The sequence below is a fragment of the Dyadobacter sp. CY351 genome (genome assembly GCF_021502625.1).
Lineage (GTDB): Bacteria > Bacteroidota > Bacteroidia > Cytophagales > Spirosomataceae > Dyadobacter > Dyadobacter chenhuakuii.
The window spans coordinates 1-17,524 of sequence record NZ_JAKFFU010000010.1 but is presented as its reverse complement, the minus strand read 5'-3'; the positions used below and the strand labels follow the sequence as shown (position 1 = coordinate 17,524).

General features: G+C 47.0%; 11 protein-coding genes. 2 read left to right on the top strand and 9 right to left on the bottom strand.

Translation table 11 applies throughout. The features are described from left to right. Positions 1-51: 51 nt before the first annotated feature. Positions 52-867 (top strand): pseudouridylate synthase, encoded by an 816-nt coding sequence (locus L0660_RS17845; RefSeq protein WP_235160603.1) that lies wholly within the window; start codon positions 52-54, stop codon positions 865-867. On the opposite strand, the gene L0660_RS17840 is transcribed toward L0660_RS17845, so the two are convergent. The 9 genes from L0660_RS17840 to L0660_RS17800 all read right to left on the bottom strand — a co-directional run bounded on the left by L0660_RS17840 (position 860) and on the right by L0660_RS17800 (position 14,133). After that, positions 860-2,563, bottom strand: coding sequence for an alpha-amylase family protein (locus tag L0660_RS17840; RefSeq protein ID WP_235160602.1), 1,704 nt, complete (start codon positions 2,561-2,563; stop codon positions 860-862). The genes L0660_RS17845 and L0660_RS17840 overlap by 8 nt on opposite strands. A gap of 82 nt (positions 2,564-2,645) precedes the next feature. Further along, positions 2,646-3,545, bottom strand: coding sequence for a histone deacetylase (locus L0660_RS17835; protein ID WP_235160601.1), 900 nt, complete (start codon positions 3,543-3,545; stop codon positions 2,646-2,648). Then, positions 3,546-3,971, bottom strand: a complete 426-nt coding sequence (locus L0660_RS17830; protein ID WP_235160600.1) for a DUF1810 domain-containing protein — start codon at positions 3,969-3,971, stop codon at positions 3,546-3,548. It lies immediately after the preceding gene. A gap of 103 nt (positions 3,972-4,074) precedes the next feature. Beyond that, complete coding sequence (locus tag L0660_RS17825; protein ID WP_235160599.1) at positions 4,075-4,755, bottom strand: Abi family protein; 681 nt, start codon at positions 4,753-4,755, stop codon at positions 4,075-4,077. A gap of 549 nt (positions 4,756-5,304) precedes the next feature. Further along, complete coding sequence (locus tag L0660_RS17820; protein WP_235160598.1) at positions 5,305-7,866, bottom strand: TonB-dependent receptor; 2,562 nt, start codon at positions 7,864-7,866, stop codon at positions 5,305-5,307. A gap of 270 nt (positions 7,867-8,136) precedes the next feature. Continuing rightward, a complete protein-coding gene (locus L0660_RS17815) occupies positions 8,137-9,690 on the bottom strand; it encodes a SusD/RagB family nutrient-binding outer membrane lipoprotein (RefSeq protein ID WP_235160597.1) in 1,554 nt (517 codons plus the stop codon). Between the two features lie 23 nt (positions 9,691-9,713). Beyond that, positions 9,714-12,893 (bottom strand): SusC/RagA family TonB-linked outer membrane protein, encoded by a 3,180-nt coding sequence (locus tag L0660_RS17810; protein WP_235160596.1) that lies wholly within the window; start codon positions 12,891-12,893, stop codon positions 9,714-9,716. Between the two features lie 585 nt (positions 12,894-13,478). Continuing rightward, positions 13,479-13,886, bottom strand: coding sequence for an excisionase family DNA-binding protein (locus L0660_RS17805; RefSeq protein WP_235160595.1), 408 nt, complete (start codon positions 13,884-13,886; stop codon positions 13,479-13,481). Positions 13,887-13,983: 97 nt separating this feature from the next. Beyond that, positions 13,984-14,133, bottom strand: a complete 150-nt coding sequence (locus L0660_RS17800; RefSeq protein WP_235160594.1) for a hypothetical protein — start codon at positions 14,131-14,133, stop codon at positions 13,984-13,986. Positions 14,134-14,282: 149 nt separating this feature from the next. Between L0660_RS17800 and L0660_RS17795 the strand changes: the two genes are divergently transcribed. Then, entirely contained in the window at positions 14,283-17,438 is a 3,156-nt protein-coding gene (locus L0660_RS17795; protein ID WP_235160593.1) for a TonB-dependent receptor, read from the top strand. Positions 17,439-17,524: the final 86 nt, after the last annotated feature.

Below are 17,524 nucleotides of genomic sequence, written 5' to 3'. Positions count from 1 at the left end.
ATATGCCGGTTATTTCCGGCCACTTTTAATATTCCAGCATCCGCCTGTCTATTGTCAACTTCGTTAACCGCCATTTCAGAAGACTATTTCACGCCGTTCGAGCACGCGGAGCGGTATGTGTTACCTGAGAAATTTACATTCCCATTCAACTATACGCCGCATCCATTAAGCTTACTGGCCGTTTCCATGCTGCAATCACATCTAGAAACACAGCAGGAATGGGCACATAATTTCGGCTTGTCTGACGATCCTGAGAATATCATTGGTAAAATGTTTGGCGTGCTGGTGGTGGAAACAGAGCAGCGTAAGATCGGCTATCTCGCTGCCTTTTCGGGAAAGCTGGCCGGGGGAAATCACCATGCCAGATTCGTCCCTCCTATCTTCGACGGCGTTGCAGAAGGCGGCTTCCTGAATGCAGGCATGACCGAACTTTCACGCATTAACGAAGCGATTAGAGTGCTGGAATTCGACAAAGGCGAAGCATTTGAAGCAAAGGTCCGGAACTTGAAGGCGATTAGGAAAGGTCACTCGCTTTCCTTGCAAAATGCAATTTTCGATCAATACAGCTTCCTTAACCAGGCAGGCACGCGCAAGAACTTGCGAGACATATTTGCCGAAGCTTCCTACAAAAACCCACCCGCCGGCGCAGGTGAATGTGCTGCTCCTAAATTACTTCAACATGCCTTTCTCAATAAGATGAAACCGTTGGCTATGGCCGAATTCTGGTGGGGAATGTCTCCTAAATCTGCGTTTTGGAAACACGGGCAGTTTTATCCGGCGTGCCAGGAAAAGTGCGCGCCTATCCTTGCCCATATGCTGGCAGGCATTGCTATGGAAGCCAATCCCGAGCATTCCGGCGCTATTTAATCCGGAACCATTTGTAGCCGTAGCCATCAAGCTTAATGCTGTATTTCCCATCGGAAGCCTTCTGATCGTCTTCATCAATCAGATCAACCAATAATTTATTTCCGGGAATGTTAATCCTCGACTGTGTCGGCCGGTCGCTGAAATTGTGCAGCACCACCAGCGATTTCCCTTCATGCTCATACTGAATCGCAAAGACAGCGGCTGAACCGGCATCCAGGATTTTATAGGTTCCTAACCCAATTTCCGGGCAGGATTTGCGGAGTTTAATCAATGCCGTTGTCCAGTTCAGCAAGGATGCTGAATCCCGGGTTTGATCTTCAACATTGATTTTCTTATAACCGTGATCCCCGAAATCAATCACCGGACGGAAGGCTGTATCGGCTGTGGTGAAGCCAGCATTTTTTTCCGCTGTCCATTGCATAGGCGTGCGCACGGAAATCCGTTCTTTTAAACGAAGGTCGTCGCCCATCCCAAGTTCATCGCCATAGCGGATCACGGGAGTTCCGGGAAGTGAGAATAACAGGCTGTAAGCCAGCTCTATATGCTTGCGGTTGTTGCCAAGCATGGTTGCCAGCCGCCGGCGGATGCCCCGGTCGTAAAGCTGCATGCTGGTATCCGGGCCGAACTTGGCATAAACTTCCTGTCGCTGTTTATCGGAGAGCCTTCCCAGGTCTACTTCATCGTGATTACGCAGGAAATGTGCCCATTGCGACGCGTCCGGAATGATTTGCGTTTCAGAAATGGCTTTCTTGAAAGGATCAATGTTGCCGGTAGCAAGCGCATAAAACAAATACTGGTTGGCAAAGAAGTTGAACATCATTTGCATGCCCTCCCCATTTTTTCCAAAGTAATTCTGATTTTCCTCAGGCATAACATTAGCTTCGCCAAGAATGACGACATCAGCTCTGCGCGTTTGCGCAAACTGCCTGATATCCATCAGGAATTTGTAGTCCAGCTTGGGTTTTTCGCTGCCCGTTTTAGGTATTTCAATAATAAATGGCACCGCATCCAGGCGAAAGCCCGAAACGCCCTGACCCAGCCAGTAACCGATGATCTTCTGGCTTTCTTCCACGACGGCGGGATTTGCAAAATTCAGATCGGGCTGAAAAGGGTAAAAACGGTGGTAATAATATTGCCCCGCCAGTGTATCCATATCCCAAACCGCTTTTTGCACGCCTGGAAACACCATTCCTTTGTTGTAGTCTTTTGGCAGCTTGTCGGACCAGATGTACCAGTCGCGATACTTGGAATCCTTACTTTTTCGGGCTTGTTGGAACCAGGAATGCTGATCGGATGTGTGGTTGATCACGAGATCGATAATCACCCGAATGCCTCTTTTTTGTGCCTGAAAAACGAATTCGGCAAAGTCACCGCTTGTCCCCAACTTCTCGTCAACGCCATAAAAATCAGCTACATCATACCCATCATCCTTGCCAGGCGAAGGCTGAAAAGGTGCCAGCCAGATTATATCGACACCTAATGCACGGATATAGTCCAGCTTCTCGATCAGACCTTGAAAATCGCCGCGGCCATCTCCATTGCTATCCTTAAAAACCCCTACTTCGAGATTATATATAATGCTGTTTTTAAACCAGATGTGGTTTTTCAGATCGACCGGCGCGAGTTTGTCCTGCGCGTGGCCGTATGCAGGCAATACGAGTAAGATAAAAAGCAAAAATCGGTTGAGCTGCTTCATTGAGTGCATTTTAGGTTCAAATATTTTTGTTCCGGTCCGGATCGCGAGCTGTTTAAAAATTGTGCCCGGTAATGATGTTGACCTAAAATATTTGTCTGGCGACCCGATATTTATTTGCGTGCGCATTCAAAATGGTCCTGAGTTGCGGAGAATAACCGCCGCCCATGCTGCATTGCATGGGAATGCTGTGCTTGTGGGCCAGCTGCATCACCATTTCGTCCCTTAACTGGCACCCCCGCTCCGTGCACGACATCCGCCCGATCTTATCGGTTTGCAGAATGTCAACACCTGCCTGGTAGAAAATAAAGTCGGGCTTTACCTGCTCTATTAGTTTGGGGAGCGTGTTTTCCAATATCTTTAAATAAATATCATCACCGGTTTTATCATCCAGCGGCACATCCAGATCGCTCTTTTCTTTTCTGAAAGGATAGTTATTTTTCCCATGCATGGAAAATGTAAAAACCAGCGGCTGATTTGTGAAAATCTGCGCTGTTCCATTGCCCTGGTGCACATCCAGATCAACAATTAGGACTTGCCTGCACAACTTATGATCAATTAAATACTGGGCTGCAACGGCGTGGTCGTTGATCATGCAAAATCCTTCCCCGAAATCGCGTCCGGCATGGTGGGTGCCCCCTGCAATGTTAAATGCAATCCCCGTTTCCAATGCTTTCAGCGCGCCTTGCACCGTCCCGTTGGTGATCCGCAACTCACGTTCCGCCAGCACAGGCGACTGCACAAAACCGATACGCCGCATTTCCTGCTTGCTCAGCCTTCCCTGAACGATGCGGTCCGCATAACCGCGATCGTGGACTGCATAAACCGCCTGCATATCAACAGGTTCCGGACTGAAAAAATCCGATTCCACTGCTATGCCTTCGCGCAGTAACTGCATTGGGAGCAGCTCATATTTATCCATCGGAAAACGATGCCCGTCCGGCACCGGGTACTTATATATAGGGTCAAACGCAATGGGGAACATTCAATGCTGTTTATTGAGGATTTCGATGGTTCTCTGATCCGGCTTACCATCAAAATATTTATCGAGGACAGCCTGGAAAACAGGATCTGCGTCGTCGGTCATACTAAATAGAGTCATACTGGACCGTAACTTCATATCGTCAGGGCTTCCAACGATCTGGTTGGCTGACTTGCCTTCGATAGCCAGGATCGCATTTGAGATCTCAATCAGTCTTTTCCCCAAAACCGGATTTTGCAAGTAACGGTTCGCCTGCCCGATATCCTCAATCGCATAATGAACCGAAGTGCCGCTCATCCCCAACCCCTTAATCTGCGGAAAGACATACCATATCCAATGCCCCTGCTTCCGCCCCCGCCGTATCTCCGCCAAAGCCCCAGCATAGTCATGCTCCTGGGCGGTTATGAATTTATCAAGGTCTGATTCCATATTTTTACAATTGTTGCTATCTGCTTTTAGTTAAAAAAGTCAGTCCAAGGTAGAACTCTGACCTATGAAGATTACCAAATCAGATTTCCAGATATCCAATCAATCAAATCCTTAGCATTTGATTGATTTGGTGATCAATAACATCAATGTTCCGAAAAAATGGCACCAACCCAGGCTCGATCCATTCAACCAATTCGTATAAGCTGGTTCTAACAAGCAACGCCTTCGAACAATCGATATGGTTTCCATTGAAACAGACTGGTTCGCAATGGTTAACTCTGTTTCTAAATTTCTTTATCATTTCCAGCCGTGTGTAAATACCAGTGCGATTCTCAGTTGAAGGCTTATTTGCAAATACATGGATAGTCTGTCCATTCACCAAGCGGTAATGAGGTGAAGCAAGGAACGCTATCCAAAAACCCAATGTCTGATCCGAAATTATTTTTTCACTTGAAACAGGCACCTTTGCTTTGATGAGTTTAGCCTCAACATTATTGACGCATTTCCGCAAATAATAATTCGACTTTTTAAGCGACCGATCATTCATGAATCCTGTCTTTTGATTGATTATCCAGTTTCGATCTTTGAAATGCTGGGCCATTATCGTATCAACGCTATTTCGAAAAATCACTTCAAACTGCGTTATTAAAGGATGAAACGCCTGCGAAAGTAAGATATTTGCATTATACAACGCGATCGCGCGTCCATGGTCATTCCCAACGGCAATTAAATACCTGTGATACCTAGGCTTCGACAGATACTTATTCCGTAAATTTTTGTCCATACTTCTTGGCAGTCTCCTATTATTTTCATTGTTTTGCATCAATAGGCCTGGTCAAGCCTCTTTCCTTCGTGGAAACGTAACCAGGTAGAGTTAGGGAGTTCTGTACAGAGCTCCCTTTTTTTGTGTCAAAAAAACAGGCAATTGATTACGCCAATTGCCTGTTTTTTTGGAGCGCGAATATTCCGCGGATTTCCTTTAAAAACAAGCTGGAATAAAACGATATAAGTGTGACTTATACTTTTTTTATTGAAACGTTCTCGAATCAAAAATGAAGGGCATTATCTTCTCGATCTTTAATGATAAGGCCAGGGGCCCCTTCTTTGATCCACAACGGACTGATTTCAGATCGGAAGTTTTTGCAGTTGACATTGACCAGGAGATGTAATCTTTGTGAGACAACGGAGTAATTACTTTTTGGTTGACGGCGCGTCCAAGCCCCGCTGCTCTCTTACAAAATGGCCGTTGGTTTTTACATTTTAATAAAAAAAAAACGAGAAGCCGCATTACGCAGCTTCTCGTTTTTTTGAACCTTTACACTTTCCTCTTCTATCAAAGAGAATATCTTAAAGTAACTCCATAAGTTCTCTGATCACCAACGATCCCGGCGTATTGTCCGTAACTTCCAGGCGCAGCTAGCAATTGTTCGTAATAATTTTTGTTAAACAAATTGCGTCCCCAAAGGAAGAATGTGATGCCGTTTGAAGCTCTGAAACCCGCTCTTGCGTTTGTCAGACCGTAGCCATCAATGTTCAGATATTGAGATGGGGATGGGCTTGAAGAGAACTCTGAGCGATAATATTCATCCACGCTAAGGAAATAATTACCTTTTAAGCCAATCAACTTTCCCTTCGCAATGACTTCACCACCCACAGAGCCTGACCATTTAGAAATTCCCGGCAGACGTCCGCCCGAAACATCTTTGAAAGCCTGCGGCCCGCCTACTTCTTCCAAAGGAACCGGAGCATTGGTGAATTTCACATATTTGCCATCTGTATAAGCTACCGCAGCATTCAACGTCAATGCGCCAAAACGAATGTTACCATCCAATTCCGCACCTTGTACACGCACGTTCTCAGCATTGGCCAGGTAACCGCGGTTTACGCCAGGCTCAGGCGTTTGCACCTGTGTTTGAAAATCATCGATGTCGGAGCGGAAGAATGTCAGGTTCAAAACCGAGTTGCCTGTTGGTCTCGTTTTGATACCAAATTCTTTGTGCTCAACAAATTCCGGTTTTACTTTCGCCAGATCAAGCAAAACGGCCCCGTTTGCTGTTGGTAACCCACCCACATTCACACCAATTGGCTTAAATCCAACCGAATAGGTGGCATATGCGTTGAAACGTGTGCTGGCCCTATATTGGACTGATAACTGCCCCGAGAAATTGCCCTCTGCATAATCCGTATTGAAAGCCTGGTTGCTGTAAACGCCGTTTTTCAGTTTCAACAATTCCGCATCGGTTGTCTGCAAGCCGCCGTAAGCCACCCTGCTGTAATCCACCACTTTCTTATCATAATTGTAACGAACCCCTGGCAGAATGTGGAACTTCTCAGCCACAGCCCAGTCAGCTTGTGCAAAAACAGCTAAACTTGTGCTTTTGATGCGGTTTGTTGTTCTGATCCCGAAGTTGTCGAACAATCCTGGTGTTTGCCATAACGGGCTGGTAGAGCTTTGCGCGAACCTCCATTGTGCAGAACCGGCTTCTTCTGTTTGTACGGGGTCAGAAGTCAAGTCTTGCCAAAGGCCGAATACGCCGATCACACCACTCAGCTTAGGAGAAATTTTTCCGGAATAACGCAGTTCCTGTGACCATTGATCATGTGCGGAGTTACCCGAAGAAATCGTAAATACAGGAAGTCCGATATAGTCGCGGTCATTCAAAGGCGTCCATTTCCAGTAACGCCACGCAGAAGTAGAGGTCAATGTTCCGTTTCCGATTTTGATATCTGCATTCACAGAAACACCACCCAAACGGTTATCTGCTTTGGACGGAGTGTCCAAGTCCAATCTGCGCTCGAAAGCACTTTTGTAAGGAAGTGTGTAGCCCAGATCAGCAATAATGCTGTTGAATTGTCTGTAACCAGCCCTTTTGGTTGTTACAACCCCGGCCACCGGCCAGCCATATCCCGTAGGTTTTTGATCTGAAACATCTCCGATCACCGTAATGTTGACCTTTTCCGAAGGCGTGTATAGCAGCTGCCCTCTTACACCAATGTTGTTGATATCATTGATTGGCAGTTGCGTATGCTCATTGAAAAATGTGCCGTTACGCTGCGTTCCTGTAAAAGACACCCGGGCGGCAAGCTTTTTGCTCAATGGGCCCGTTACCGAAGCTTTTGCCTGGATATATCCCAGGTTACCATAGCTCAGTTCGAGGTTGGCACCGGTTGTAAAACTTGCGGCGCGCGTTGTAATGTTAAACGCACCTGCCGTTGTGTTTTTACCAAAAAGCGTTCCTTGTGGTCCGCGCAAAACTTCAACGCGCTCAATGTCAATAAAATCCAATGCGGTTGCCGCCGGACGGGCATAGTAAACGCCGTCTACATAAAAACCTACACCCGGGTCAATCCCGTCATTGGTAAGTCCGTAAGTAGAGCCCAGTCCACGGATGTTCAAGGTTGTGTTTCTTGCGTTGGAAGCGTAAAGCTGCACGGTAGGCACCAGTTCTTTCAAGCGGTTCACATTAAATGCACCCGCATCCTCAGCCCTAGTTCCGCCAATCACCGAAATTGGAATGGGCACTTCCTGGGCAGATTCCTGACGACGACGGGAGGAAATCACCACATCATCCAGCTGGGTATTATTCACGGCGAGTTTTATCTCAACTTTACTTTCATTGATCAGGACTTCTTTTTTTACGTAACCCACATAGGTTACGATTAATGTAAATGGCAGGATCTGGCCGGTAACGAGGCTGAATTCACCATTGGAATCCGTAACACTTCCGTTGGTTGTCCCTTTAATGGTAACTGTGGCGCCGATCAACGGCTCGTCTGTGCCGGCATCCAGCACTTTCCCGGTTACCGTGGCATTAACGGTGGCATCCTGCGCGAATAAAAAGAGGGGAAAAAGAAAGGCAATTGTCAGAATGGCTGACTTAAAACGATTTTTCATGCTTACTGCAATTAGCGGTATAATGGTTGTCTGGATTTAATTGGAGTCAGAAAGTTGAAAAGCAACCTCCTGGTTGTAAGGCAATAATGTACCGCCAACAATAAGAGCCCTTACTTAGGATAACTGAATGCATAAAGGAGTTCGATTAGTTTGGCCACAAATATATAAAAACATAAACTATATAGAGTTAGTAGGTTAGTAAAAAAGTTAAAAAAAACGCAATAGCGGGCTTGGAAAGCTACCATTGCGTCTTTTTAATCCTATTCTTGGTTATTTATTCCACCAAAGTAAGGTGGTAATGTCGTCGTTTCCCTGTGCTTTCACCGCATTCTGGTAGTTGGCGAGGTTCACACTTTGTTCTTTTGGCGGATAATATAAGCGCAATGGAACTCCTTCACCGAACAGCGGCTGAAACTTATAATCCGTCGTCTGTCCATTCGCAGTCCTGCGCCACACCACATCGCCGGATTTTACCAGGAATGTGGGATAGCCCGTGCGGCGGATCTCGCTCCACGCTTCATCGCCCTGGGTGTAAAGTGCCAGGTATTTTTGGTTCAGCACGTTGGCCTTGTCGGCTTTCGGAAGGGCTGCGACATACGTTGTAATGTCCGCCGGAGCAACTCCCCATTTTTGCAGAGAGGCAGTAACGCCGTTGATGTACGCCTGCTGATCCCAGTTTTTATACTCTGAAATCAAGAAAGAAACTTCCGCATATTCCTGCAAAACCTCCCCATAATTGGCTGCATTAACTGCCGCTCCCGGAAGACTCACGTCTGTGGCAGTGAGTAGGCCGGCTGCTGCAACCGGCAATCCGTAAGGCTGGCCTACATACTCGCCCGCTGCATTCTTTGTAGCATAGACAGGCAATCTTGGATCCTGCACTTTTACAGTTCCAAGATTGCCTTTCAGCACATTAATGAGCACGTGCGAAACAGCGAAGTCCTTTCTGTTCGCCGTTACAGTTGCACGGAAAAGCGGCGCCTCGTTGGGGGCCAGTGCCTGATATTTGAAAACCGCATTGTCTGCATTAGATGTAAAAACACCTTTTGCCAGGGCATCCTCAAAGTGTGCATTCGATTCTGCCGGAAGCTTGGTCCTGATCCGGGTGGCAATGCGCAGGCGGAGCGAATTCGCAAACTTTGCCCACAACTCATTTTTGCCTTTGTAAATCACATCATAGTTGCCGAATGTGTTGGCCGCTTTGTATTTGATCAAAGTGTCACCGGCTGCCTTCAACTCATTCAGTATATCCTGATAAATCTTTTGCTGGCTCGCATAGGCAGGGCTAAGATTCTCGGGCGTCTGCTGCAAAGCCTGAAACTCGGGGTCCGGATTGCCATACGATTGGTAAGGAACATTCCCGAAAACATCCGTCAAGCCTTGAAAGGCATAGGCCTTCAAAATCCGCGCAATGGCGATCTGGTTTGCATTTGTACCTGCCACACCGGCAGCGGCAACATCCTTCTTCGTAGGATCGGAGTTCAGGATGATGATCTCGTTCAGATTGTTAAGCGCCTTGTAAGCATTGCTCCAATAAGTGTCTGAATAAGAACGCGGAATGTCGTAACGCGACTGGTCGCTGTAAATGTTCTGACTGTAATACTGAGCAAACAGCTGCGTGCCACGCAGGGAGCTGTTTTCGTTCCGAATGTTGTCAATAAGCTGTTTTTCAGCCGATAGCAGGATCGTGGTCGTCGTCGTATTCCCGGGACGGTTGGGATCTTTATTTATTTCCTCAAAATGGCTGTCGCTGCATGAAGCAAGAAATGCAAGCGCGCCGATGGCAAGAGGAAGAAGGCTTTTTTGATATATGGACTTTTGCATGGTCTTCTCTTTTAAACTTTAAATTAAAACTTCACATTCACGTTCAAGCCGTAAGTAGCAGGCACCGGAATGCTTCCGCCTTCAAGCCCCTGAATGTTCCCGCCGCTGCTTGTGAATTCAGGATCAATGTATTTGCTGGCGGTATAAATGTTGGCCAGGTTGCGGCCGTACAGACCGAAATAAATTGATTTCACTGTTTTGTTGGTCAATGGCAGGCTATAACCGAATGTAACTTCTCTCAGCTTTACAAATGTTGCATCGAAGATCGTCTGGGGCGTCGGGCCGCTGTATTCGCCACGCGCCCAGGCTTGTGCAGTGATGCGTGTGTCGTTTTGCGTTGTGTTAGTAACTTCGTAGGAGCCGTCTGCATTGTATTTCACTGTTCCTTTCACACCTTCCAGCACCACGCCGGTTTCACGCACATTGTTGGCAGCCGTTTTGTCCAGGACGCCGGCATACATACCCACCTTATAGGTTTGCGAGAAGAATTTTCCACCTACGCGGCCATCCACCAGGAAGCCCAGGTTGAAGTTCTTATAGGTAAAGCTGTTCTGGAAACCGAAAAGATATTTTGGTAAAACACTTCCTAGCGGCGTCAGTTGCTGGCCGCGGTCGTAAGTTCCGTCCGCCTTAATGACTTTCTGGCCATCGGCTGCATAAATGAAATCATTCCCCAATATCTGCCCGTAAGGCTGCCCTTCCCGCGCAACCAATGTTACCAGGGTGTTGGCCAGCTGGAATGTGTTTACACCCGGCGCAAGCGAAATCACCTTATTGCGGTTGCGCGACCAGTTCAGGCTCGAATTCCATTCAAAACCGTTCTGCCGGATCGGCGTGCCGGTTAATGTTACTTCCACCCCTTTGTTGTTGATCTTACCTGCATTAATCACCTTGGAATCATATCCAAATGCCGAAGAAACGGGAATGTTAATGATCTGGTTGCGGCTGACATTGTCATAATAAGTCACGTCCAACCCTACCCTGTTCTTAAATGCCTGAACGCTCAGACCCGTTTCCCAGGAGCTTGTGATCTCGGGTTTCAAAGCCTGGTTGTTGAGCTGCGTAGGCAGTTTGTAAGAAGCCAATCCGTCAAATGACTGGGAAGCTTCATAGGCACGCTGCAACTGGTAAGGGTCCGTGTCATTACCGACCTGCGCCCAGCCCAGACGAACTTTCGCAAAGTCAAGCCAAGTCCAATCTTCTATTCCGTTCAGCTCGCTGAGGATCAAACTGGTTGTTAATGAAGGATATGCGAATGAATTTCTGGCAACCGGCAATGTAGACGACCAGTCGTTACGCAATGTTCCGTCTACAAAAAGCAAACTTTTCCAACCCAGGGAAAAACTCGCAAAAAGTGAGTTGATCTGCTTGCGGTAAGCATTGGAATTCACCAGAACAGAGCTTGCATTTTTAAGGTTGTAATATTCAGGAATGATTAATCCACCTTGTGTTACAGCGTCGCTCACACGGCGTTTCTGGCTCATAATGTTACCTCCCGCGTTCACATTCAATGAGATATCACCCCAGCTTTTGTTAGCCGAAGCAAGCAGCTCATAGTTGAACTCGCTGAAATTATTGATATACTCCTGGTATTGCGACTGCGTACGAGAATACACTGCAATGCGGTCCTGATATTGGTAATTATAAACATCCGCATTCACTTTTCCGCTCACTTTCAGCCAGCTGTTCACGTCGTAAACGAGGCCCACGTTACCATAAAAACGGTCGCGGTTTTCGTCCAGGTAACTTTCGTATGCCGACCAGTATGGGTTATCGATGAACTTGGCAGCCTCTCCCGCAGGCGTGTTCTGATAGCCGCTGCGGTTCCATAAAATCTGCGTTCCGTCGGCCCTCTTATAGTTTTTCAGCTTTTCGTAATCCACCTGCACGGCGCCCCACTGGAATGCTTCCAGGATAATGTTCCTGTTCGTAGCACCCGTCCATGGCCGGCCCGTTGACTGGTTTTTGATATAATTAAAATTGTTGTAAACCTTCAACTTACCCAGTTGCGTCGATCCTGAAAAGTTGATCGAATTTCTTTTCAACGACGAATTCGGCACCGTTCCCTTTACATTTTTATTGGTATAGGAAAGCCTGTAAGTCGAGTTCGCATTGCCGCCGCTTACGGAAAGGCTGTTGGTATTGGCAACTCCCGTTTCAAAGAATGTATGGACGTCGTTTTTAGGATAACTCCATGGTTGCGGGTTCAGGTAATCCGCCGTATTTTCAGGATCAAGGTTATACCAATGCAGCACGGGCGTTCCGTCCAGCTTCGGGCCCCAGCTTTCGTCTACGGCATATTCTGCAATGTTGTAATCTTTGCCGCCAATGTTCGCCTGCTGAAATGTGCTTGAAAAACCGCCGCCATATAATTTCTGACGCTTGGGCAACCGCACGATCTGCTCAAATTCGATGCCCGTGTTCAGCGTAATGTTAACCTTGCTGTTTTCTTTTCCTTTTTTGGTTGTGATCAAAATGACCCCGTTCGCCGCCCTGGTTCCATAAAGAGCCGCCGCCGAAGGTCCTTTCAGCACCGAAATGTTCTCGATATCATCCGGGTTTAGGTCCTGGATCATGTTTCCCACGTCCTTTCCGCCGCTTCCCGAGCTGGTAGCCGCACTGTTCAGGTCCGCATTGTCGATTGGCGTTCCGTCGATCACATATAATGGCTGGTTATTTCCAGAAATAGAATTAACCCCACGCAAAAGCACACGAGACGAACCGCCCATGTTACCACCTGAGGTAACAACCTGCAAGCCAGCCACTTTACCAGACAGCGCGCTCAATGCATTTGTAGGTCGCGTTTGCAACGCCTCACCTTTCACTTCCTGGACGGCATAACCCAATGCCCGCTTCTCCCGCGAGATCCCGAGTGCTGTCACCACCACTTCGTTCAGGATCCGGGTGTCGGCTTTCAATGCAACGGCAATTTTATCGCCATTGCCAATCGCCACATCCTGGGCCAGGTAACCGATAAAAGAAACGACGAGGACAGACGCATCATCGTTAACGCTTAAACTGAAAGCACCGTCTGCATCGGAAAGCGTTCCCGACGAGGTTCCTTTTACCGCCACCGATGCACCGGGAAGCGGCGAGCCGTCATTGGCATCCGTGATGATACCGCTTATGACCCTTTGCTGGGCAATGACAGATCCCGTCGCGAGAAACGTCAGGAATAATAGATATAGAAATCTTGTTTTCATGAATTGTATTTTAGTAAGATGAGTAATGTTAAGTTCAACGCACCAGGCGTTCACAATTCCTGCACAAATTTATTAAAAAAGGATTAAATATCTAATCTCTATCGAATTTATAGAATAATAATTTTATTTGTCTTATTCGTTGATTGTCCCCGTCGATAACGAGGACAATATTGTATTGGAATTGTACAGGAATTGGGTGGAGCGCTAGGAGAATGGTGCCAGGTAATTAGCGTTTTGACGCTTTTAAGATAGCGGACGAATCAGTTCTAAGATATCATCTCGCGAAGCAGTTGGCTTGTTTTAATAAGGCCGGTTCTTCTGAATTTGTCGAGAACCTCGATAGCCGTCATTGGTGGGTTCGAAGATAGCCTACTTGGTTTTCAAATGCCAGTAGCGCGTCTTGCAGTTGCTTAGGAAGTATGTCTGGCCGATTAAGCAATAGATTTCGCGTCCACTCTTCATGGATTTCATCAGTCCATTTGGGAATGTACAAGCCCAAATCTGCCAAGTGCAAAAGTAAATCGCGTATCGGCGCCGGATATAGCACACAGGCGTCAAGGATAGCAACAAACCTTGCGGAAGGGATCATTCGTAACCTAAATTTAAGTCTTGCGCCTGCTCCGCCAGGAATTTCAGGTTTTGCTTCCTCGTTTTATCTTGCTGGCCAGCATATTTCATCAAATCTTCTAACAAGATCCGGCGATGACTTCCAGCCTTTTTAAATGGTATGACACCTTGTTCAAGCAACTTCACAATGTGAGGCCGGGATACATTGAGCATATCTGCCGCCTGCTGCGTACTCACTTCTGACTCCGAAGGAATTAATGATATGGCCTTTCCCTCTGCCATGATCGAAAGGATATGCGCCAGGAATTCAAGTGCTTTTCTAGGAATCGTAAACAACTCCCCACTCTCCTGAATACTAATGTTGACCGTATCCGACTTGCGCCTGAATACAGCCGATGTAAAATTTACCACCGATTCGCTTGCCATTCGCTGTTCATGTTTTGTTGGCCTTTCCAATACAGTTTCCATGTCGTGAGTAAATTTCAGTAAATATACTAAACGAAATAAACGAAACAAAAAAATTTTATTCATACTCCAAACGAAGCACATTCGCCCCCAGCGGCTGTTCGGTGACGCGTTCCAGTCTTTTGTCATTGACTGTGATAATGATCTCGACGGAGCCGGTGCTAACTGTGCCGCAAACCGGCGTGAAACTATTATTGCCCACATTCATCGCGCCCACCCAGAAGGTTAATTATTGGTTAATCCACCCTTAACACAGCCTTAACATTGCCTGTCTACTTTTGCGGGCGTTAAACCTCCCTGCCCTGACGAGGCGAATTTTATCCAATCACAACTATTACTCAATTAACTCACCAAAAAATGAATCGATTAATTACCGGACTTATTGTGGCATTCGCAATGATCTTCTGTTCGGCCGGCCTTTATGCGCAGGGCAACGAAGCAACCATCATTGGGAAAGTCTCTGAAGTGAATGCTGGCCCGATCCCGGGCGCGACCGTGTTGGTCAGAAATGAATCTACCGGCTTCCAGGCGGGTACGGTTACGGACATGAATGGCGACTACATTATCAAGCAATTACCGCTTGGCTCACCTTACTCCATCACCGTTTCTTTTATTGGTTTTGGAGAACAAAAGAAAACGGGATACGCACTCAACCAGGGCGATCAGCTAAGACTGAACTTCGCCATGGAAAGCAGCGCTAACGAATTACAGGCTGTCGACATTAAAGCCAACTCATTGAAAAACACCGTAGTAACGTTAGGTGCCTCTACACCGATCACGGCAAAGGACATTGCCAAACTGCCTGTGAACGGCCGTAACTTTACTTCGCTCATCGACCTTTCTCCATTGAGCAACGGAAGCAGCTTAGGTGGACAACTTGCCTCTTCTACCAACTATACATTGGATGGTATGACATCAAGGGGAACAATCGCCGGTGGTTCTACACAGGGCGCTTACTCGATTTCCATGGAAGCGATCCGCGAATTCAAGGTGGTAACGAATGAATATGACGTAACAATGGGCCGTTCAGGTGGTGGTACAATCAGTACTGTTACCAAGTCAGGAACGAACAAGCTTTCGGGAAGTGCGTTTACATTCATGCGTACCGACTGGCTTTCAAGCGGTTATGATTTGAGAGGGAACAAGAGAGTGCAGGATTTCTCTACATATCAATATGGTGCCTCTTTGGGTGGCGCGATCAAAAAAGACAAAGCGCATTTCTTCGTAGCATGGGATCACCAGGCTGACTCACGTCCTTTATACATTGCCAACATTCAGTCTCCGGCGGATGAAGCGGCAAACAAGGTGACGCAAGCAACCCTTGACCAGTTCTCGGCTATTGCCAGAGACAAATATGGTGTTTCGAACAACCCGCAGTTTGGTGCATTTGGAAAGAAAAAAGGAACGGACGCTATCTTCGCAAAGATCGACTGGCAGCTGAATTCGAAAAACCTTTTGACTTTGCGTAACAACATGGTGATCGAAAACGACGCGCTTTCAGAAGGTGACAACAGCGGTATCAATGCTTATGAATCCTACATCGACCGTAAAAGATTTGACAACAGCATTATGGCGTCATTGCGGACGATTGTGAATCCTAAAATCACCAATGAGCTGAAATTGCAGCATTTTTATGAAGATCAGGCGATTATTCCAAGCTCTGAACTTCCTTCGGACGGGATTCCCCGTGCGATCGTTGAAAACGTACAATCTGTTGCAGGATCCAGCACTTACAACACGTCTATCCAGATCGGTGGTCAGCGTTTCTCTCCTGAATGGTTTAAAGGAACGGTGGTTCAGTTGGTGGATAACTTCTATTACAGCACAGGTAAGATCAACTTTACATTCGGCCTTGACCTGATGTATAACCGCATGAAATCGCGTTACGGAAGTGAGATGAACGGCCGTTTTTACTTCACAGGTCTTGAAAATTTTGCCAACCAGACTCCTTACCGCTATGCAAGGGAAATCAACTTGCTGGACGATCCGAGCAATGTTGTTAATTCTTTGAGCACAGGTGTTTATGCACAAATGGATACAAAGCTGGCGCTTGGTCTTGAGATGATGGCCGGTCTGCGTCTGGATAACACACAATATCTGAACAAAGCGAATTTCAGCCAGGTGGTTTTTGACGAGCTGGGATTGCGCACGGATAATGTGATCAACACCACGCAAGTGCAGCCACGTGTACAATTTACATGGGACGTAAATGAGCAAAGCAAGGATATCGTTCGTTTCGGTGCGGGTGTTTTTGGTTCGGCTTTGAACCCTTACTCGATGATCAACAATATGTTGTTTGACGGAACAAGGGTTGCTTCGGTCGAAATCCAGGGTGACCTGGTTCCAAAACCAAACTTCCCGGGCTACCGCGCAGATCCTTCAACGGCGCCAGGTGCAGAGCTTTTCAATATTCAAGGCATCGAGAGACTGGTGACAATCAACACGAACAGCAAGGACGCAAAAATTCCGGTTGTATATAAGACTAACTTCTCTTACAACCACTTTTTCAGCGACCGTCTGCGGGTAGGTGTGAGCGGGTATGCATCATGGGCGCGCAACAACTATATGTATGTTGACCGCAACATGGTGGAAGATCCTTTCTTCCGCATCGCAGCAGAAGCTAACCGTGGCGTATATGTGCCTGCCAATACGATTACTGAAAAAAATGGAGCTACCAACTGGCTGAACAGCCGCAAGACCAAAAACGTAGGTCGCGTGCTAGAATTGAACAGCGAAGGCAAGAAAAACCAGTATGCAGTTGTTATCGACGGAACTTACAGATATTTCAAAGACGGTCAGATCACTGCTTCTTACACATGGAATGACTCGAAAGACAACACTTCTTACAACGGAAACGTGGCCAACACAGCAACACTGGATTTGATGGTTGCCGATGATCCACGTGATTTGAGCAAAATGGCTTATGCCAACAACCAGTTCCGCAGCAAAATCGTATTTTACGGAACAGCGCCGAGCATTTATGGTGTAACAATCGGTCTGCGTTACTCCGGAATCGGCGGAACGCGCTACTCGATGGCAGTAAGCGGTAACATGAATGGTGACTTCGTATCATCCAACGACCTGGCTTACATCTATAATCCTAACAGTCCTGAAACGCCAGAATACATCCGCAAAGGAATCCAGACGATCCTTGACAACCCGGACGCAGAGCAGAGCATTAAGGATTATATCAAAAGGGATATGGGCAAAATGGCCGAGCGTAATGGTGGTATCAATGATTTCTATGGCGTGTTCGACTTGCGTCTTGCCAAACGTTTCAAACTTTTCGGTGACCACGGATTGGAAGCGTCTGTTGATATTTTCAACGTAGCCAACCTATTGAACCACGACTGGGGTGTAGGCAAAAACCTGGGTAAGCAAAATCTTTACTCAATCAAAAGCTTCGACCGCGCAAAAGAGCAGTTCGTATACAACATCGGAGCTGGAACAGGAGTATCCAGCCTGAATGGTAACCCCTACCAGATCCAGCTTGGGTTGAGATATGGGTTTTAATATAAGATAAATGTTAATGTTAAAAGCCCTGTCAGCCTGAGCGGAGCCGAAGGCGCGTTACCCAGGAGTACCGCGCCTTCGGCTCC

Excerpts from the sequence above, each read along its gene's own strand:
- L0660_RS17830 (WP_235160600.1), bottom strand. The coding sequence starts at position 3,971 with ATGGAATCAGACCTTGATAAATTCATAACCGCCCAGGAGCATGACTAT.
- L0660_RS17800 (WP_235160594.1), bottom strand. The coding sequence starts at position 14,133 with ATGAATGTGGGCAATAATAGTTTCACGCCGGTTTGCGGCACAGTTAGC.
- L0660_RS17810 (WP_235160596.1), bottom strand. The coding sequence starts at position 12,893 with ATGAAAACAAGATTTCTATATCTATTATTCCTGACGTTTCTCGCGACG.
- L0660_RS17840 (WP_235160602.1), bottom strand. The coding sequence starts at position 2,563 with ATGAAGCAGCTCAACCGATTTTTGCTTTTTATCTTACTCGTATTGCCT.
- L0660_RS17805 (WP_235160595.1), bottom strand. The coding sequence starts at position 13,886 with ATGGCAAGCGAATCGGTGGTAAATTTTACATCGGCTGTATTCAGGCGC.
- L0660_RS17820 (WP_235160598.1), bottom strand. The coding sequence starts at position 7,866 with ATGAAAAATCGTTTTAAGTCAGCCATTCTGACAATTGCCTTTCTTTTT.
- L0660_RS17795 (WP_235160593.1), top strand. The coding sequence starts at position 14,283 with ATGAATCGATTAATTACCGGACTTATTGTGGCATTCGCAATGATCTTC.
- L0660_RS17835 (WP_235160601.1), bottom strand. The coding sequence starts at position 3,545 with ATGTTCCCCATTGCGTTTGACCCTATATATAAGTACCCGGTGCCGGAC.
- L0660_RS17825 (WP_235160599.1), bottom strand. The coding sequence starts at position 4,755 with ATGGACAAAAATTTACGGAATAAGTATCTGTCGAAGCCTAGGTATCAC.
- L0660_RS17815 (WP_235160597.1), bottom strand. The coding sequence starts at position 9,690 with ATGCAAAAGTCCATATATCAAAAAAGCCTTCTTCCTCTTGCCATCGGC.